4 protein-coding genes are annotated in these 4,588 nt (G+C 67.2%); all 4 read right to left on the bottom strand.

Going from position 1 to position 4,588, the window contains the following annotated elements; genetic code table 11:
• Window positions 1-2,000: bifunctional aldolase/short-chain dehydrogenase (locus tag RB614_RS44135; RefSeq protein ID WP_308716038.1), on the bottom strand; the 2,000-nt coding region annotated here is incomplete at its 3' end.
• 3 nt (window positions 2,001-2,003) lie between these two features.
• On the bottom strand, window positions 2,004-3,164 hold the full coding sequence (rhaI, locus tag RB614_RS44130) for an L-rhamnose isomerase (RefSeq protein WP_308718685.1): 1,161 nt from the start codon (window positions 3,162-3,164) through the stop codon (window positions 2,004-2,006).
• Window positions 3,157-3,501 carry an L-rhamnose mutarotase gene (locus RB614_RS44125; RefSeq protein WP_308718684.1) on the bottom strand — a complete coding sequence of 115 codons (345 nt, stop codon included), beginning with the start codon at window positions 3,499-3,501 and terminating at the stop codon, window positions 3,157-3,159. Before RB614_RS44125 ends, rhaI begins: the two co-directional genes overlap by 8 nt.
• 69 nt (window positions 3,502-3,570) lie before the next feature.
• A partial coding sequence (locus RB614_RS44120; protein ID WP_308718683.1) for a LacI family DNA-binding transcriptional regulator occupies window positions 3,571-4,588 on the bottom strand: 1,018 nt, incomplete at its 5' end.

Here is a 4,588-nt window from a genome sequence, read left to right as displayed (position 1 = left end):
AGTCCGGTGGTGTGGGTCAGGTTGCCGGCGGTGAGGGCGTAGACGGCGTTGGCGACGTGTTCGGGGAGTACTTCCCGTTTGAGGAGGGTGCGTTGGGCGTAGAAGGCGCCGAGTTGGTGTTCGGGGATGTTGTAGGTGGCGGCGCGTTGGGCGCCCCAGCCGGCGGCGAAGATGCCGGAGCCTTGGACGACGCCGTCGGGGTTGATGCCGTTGACGCGGATGCCGTGGGGGCCGAGTTCGGTGGCGAGGAGGCGTACTTGGTGGGCTTGGTCTGCTTTGGCGGCGCTGTAGGCGAGGTTGTTGGGTCCGGCGAACACCGAGTTTTTGCTGGTGATGTAGATGATGTCGCCGCCCATGTGTTGGTCGATGAGGGTGGGTGCGGCTTCGCGGGAGATCAGGAAGGAGCCGCGGGCCATGACGGAGTGTTGGGTGTCCCAGTCGGTGTCGGTGGTTTCGAGGAGGGGTTTGGAGATGGATAGGCCGGCGTTGTTGATGACGAGGTCGAGTCCGCCGTAGGTGAGCAGGGTGGTTTGGATGGCGTGTTGGATGGCGGTGGTGTCGGTGACGTCGACGGTGAGGGGTATGGCGGTGTCGGTGTCGCCGATTTCGGCGGCGACGGTGGCGGCGGTGTGGGGGTTGCGGTCGGCGACGACGACGCAGGCGCCTTCGGCGGCGAGGCGGTGCGCGATCGCTCGGCCGATGCCGGAGCCGGCGCCGGTGACCAGGGCGATGCGGGTGGTCAGGGGTTTGGGTTGGGGCATGCGCTGGAGTTTGGCTTCTTCCAGGGCCCAGTATTCGATCCGGAACTTTTCGGCTTCGCTGATCGGCTGGTAGGTGGAGATGGCTTGGGCGCCGGCCATGACGTTGATGGCGTTGAGGTAGAACTCGCCGGCCACGCGGGCGGTTTGTTTGTTGGTGCCGTAGGAGAACATGCCGATGCCGGGGATGAGCACGATCGCCGGGTCGGCGCCCCGCATCGGCGGGCTGTCGGGGGTGGCGTGCTGCTGGTAGTAGGCGGCGTAGTCGGCCCGGTACTGTTCGTGCAGGTCTTTGAGGCGCTGCTTGACCTCATCCAGGGGTGCGGTGGGGGGTAGGTCGAGCAGGAGCGGGCGGACCTTGGTGCGTAGGAAGTGGTCGGGGCAGGAGGTGCCGAGCGCGGCCAGCCGGGGGTGTTGCGTGCGGGCCAGGAAGTCCAGCACCGGGGCGGTGTCGGTGTAGTGGCCGACCTGCCGCCGGTCGGTGGACGCCAGCCCGCGCAGGAGCGGGGCGAGGGCGGCGGCCCGGGCGTGCCGCTGCGGCTGCGGTAGGGCGGTGTAGCCGTCGATGATCGGGCCGAACGGGTCGGGGCGGCCGCGTTCGTCGATGAACGCCTGCGCGGTCCGGATGATCTCCCGCGAGTTGGCCTCACACTCGGCGCTGCTGTTGCCCCAGGCGGTGATGCCGTGCCCGCCCAGGATGACCCCGATCGCCCGCGGATGAGCCTGCTTGGCGGCGGCGATGTCCAGGCCGAGTTGGAAGCCGGGACGCCGCCAGCCCAGCCACACCACCCGGTCCCCGAAACACTGTTTGGTGAGGGCTTCACCGTCGGCCGCGGTAGCGAACGCGATACCGGCGTCGGGGTGCAGATGGTCCACATGTGCCGCGTCGACCAGGCCGTGCATCGCGGTGTCGATCGAGGGTGCGGCCCCGCCCCGCCCGTGCAGGCAGTAGTCGAACGCGGCCACCATCTCGTCCTCGCGCTCCACCCCCGGATACACCTGCGCGAGGGCGCGTAGCCGGTCCAGCCGCAGCACCGCCAACCCGGCCGGTGTGAGCGTGCCCAGGTCGCCGCCCGACCCTTTGACCCACACCAGGTCGACCGGCTGCCCGGTGACCGGGTCGATGCCGGTGCCCTTGGCCGAGGTGTTACCGCCGGCGTAGTTGGTGTTGCGGCGGTCGGCGCCGAGCCGGTTCGAGCGGCCGATCAGATCCTCAACCGGCGAGTCGTCAACGGTGGACACTTTTCAGGCTCCCCATCCGGCTTGCTGGCCGCCGACCCGCTCGGCGACGATCTTGTCCCCATAACCCGACCGCTGATACGCCGCGACCGGGTCGGGGTCCAAACCCATCTCCCGCCTGACATCCGCGAGCAGGGGACGCACGTCGGTGTTGTAGGCGTCCATGAAGACCGCGTTCGCACCCAACACGTCACCGGCCCGCTGAGCTTCGGCCAGGGCGTCGTGGTCGACCAGCAACGCCTTCGCCGTCGCCTCCTGCACATTCATCACCGAACGGATCTGCGCCGGGATCTTCGGCTCGATGTTGTGACACTGATCAAGCATGAACGCGATCCCCGCCCCCGACTTGAGCGCGTCCGCCGACACGATCTCATGCATGATCCGAAACAACTGGAACGGATCCGCTGACCCCACCATCAGGTCGTCGTCGGCGTAGAACCGCGAGTTGAAATCGAACGCCCCCAACTTCTGCTCGCGTAGCAGGAACGCCACGATGAACTCGATATTCGTACCCGGCGCGTGATGCCCGGTATCGATCACCACCTGCGCCTTCTCACCCAGCCGTAGGCAGTGCGCGTAGGCGGTACCCCAATCCGGGACGTCCGTAGTGTAGAACGCCGGCTCAAACAACTTGTACTCCAACAACAGACGCTGGTCGGGATTGAGACGCGCGTAGGTTTCCCGCAACGCCTGCGCCAGCCGGTCCTGCCGGACCCGGATCGAGTCCTGACCCGGATAATTCGTGCCATCCGAGAACCACAACTTCACGTCGCGGACACCGACCTGAGCCGCGATGTCCACACACTCAAGGAGGTGGTCGATGGCCTTACGCCGCACCGCCGGATCCGGATTCGTCACCGACCCGAGCATGTAGTCGTCGTCCTGGAACACATTCGCGTTGATCGTCCCCAACCCGACCCCATGCTCCTTCGCGAACCCCGCCAGATGCGTGTAGTCATCCACCCTGTCCCACGGAATGTGCAACGCCACCGTCGGCGCGACACCCGTGTACCGATGCACCTGCGCAGCATCCTGCACCTTCTCGAACGGCGTACGCGGCACACCCCGCTGCGCGAACACCTTAAACCGCGTACCCGAATTACCAAACGCCCACGACGGCAACTCAACCCGCTGCACCCGCAGAGCCGCGCGTACCGCTTCAGTCATCGAGGGCCTCCAATTGGGCTTCTAGGTTGAAGATCTCGGGTAGCACCGTGAAGCCCTCGTCCGGCCGGCGGCCGTCGAGACCCTCGAAGAACGGCGCCATCTCGGCCTGCCAGCGCGCGTTGACGCCGGTGCGCTCCATCGCGGCGAGCGAGGCGGCGAGGTCTTCCGTGCGGAAGTGGCCGACGAGCAGGCCGTCGTCGTGCAGGAAGAGCGAGTAGTCGTGCCAGCCGGCGTCGCGGAGAGCGCGGAGCATGTCCGGCCACACGGCGGCGTGGCGCTCCCGGTACTCGGCGAGCCGATCCGGCCTGACCCGGAGGATGAAGCAGACACGTCGCACGTTGGCCACTCCGGTTTGTGAACCGTTTCAAGTCGAGACACCAAACATACGAGCGCCGTCGCGCGCATGTCAAGGACGGGCGAACTGGCTCGACTCTCGTACGACGAGTTCGGGTTCGAAGATGACTTGGTGGTGTTGGTGGGTTTGGGGGTTGTTGGCTTCGTCGAGGAGGAGTTCGGCGGCGGTTTGGCCGAGGCGTTGGCGGGGTTGGCGGACGGAGGAGAGGGGTACGGCTGCGGCGGCGGCGAATTCGATGTCGTCGTAGCCGACGAGGGCGATGTCGTGGGGTACGCGGATTTGTTGGCGGGTGAGGACTTGCAGGGCGCCGAGGGCGAGGAGGTCGTTGGCGCAGAAGATGGCGGTGGCGCGGGTGTTTTTGGGTTGGCCGAGGATGCGGGCGGCGGCGTCTCGTCCGGCGGTGACGGTGAGGGCTGGTGTGTCGTACCGGCGTAGGTGTTCTTCTTCGGTGAGTCCGGCGTCGGTGAGGGCTTGGATGGCGCCGTGGTAGCGGTCGTGGACTTGTTCGAGGCGGTGTGGTCCGCCGACGAACGCGATCCGGCGGTGTCCACTTTCGACCAGGTGGCGCATGGCGAGCTCGCCACCGAGCCGGTCGTCCACGGAGACCGAACAGATGTCGGGCTGCCGCGACCGCCGGTCGAGCAGGACCACGAGCACGCCGCGGTCGCGGAGTTGGTGGAGGCGTGTGCTGGCGTCGTGGATGGGGGTGATGAGGACGCCTTGGACGCGTTGTTCTTCGAGGAGGTCGAGGTAGGCGTTTTCTTTGGTGAGGTTGCCGTCGCTGTTGCAGAAGATGACGGCCATGCCGGCGGCGCCGGTGGTGTCTTCGACGCCTTTGGCGACGTCGGTGAAGAAGGGGTTGGCGACGTCGAGGACGACGAGGCCGAGGGTGCGGCCTTTGCCGCGGCGTAGTTGGCGGGCGGCGTCGTTGGGGACGAAGCCGAGTTCGGTGATGGCGGCCAGGACGCGGGTGCGGGTGGTGGGGGCGACGATGTCGGGGCGGTTGAGGACGTTGGAGACGGTGCCGACGGATACCCCGGCGTGGCTGGCCACGTCACGGATGCTGACC

Origin of the sequence: Phytohabitans maris, from assembly GCF_031085175.1 — a bacterium.
Lineage (GTDB): Bacteria > Actinomycetota > Actinomycetes > Mycobacteriales > Micromonosporaceae > Phytohabitans > Phytohabitans maris.
Note: the sequence above shows the minus strand (reverse complement) of the source record. Positions and strands in the feature narration are given on the sequence as shown.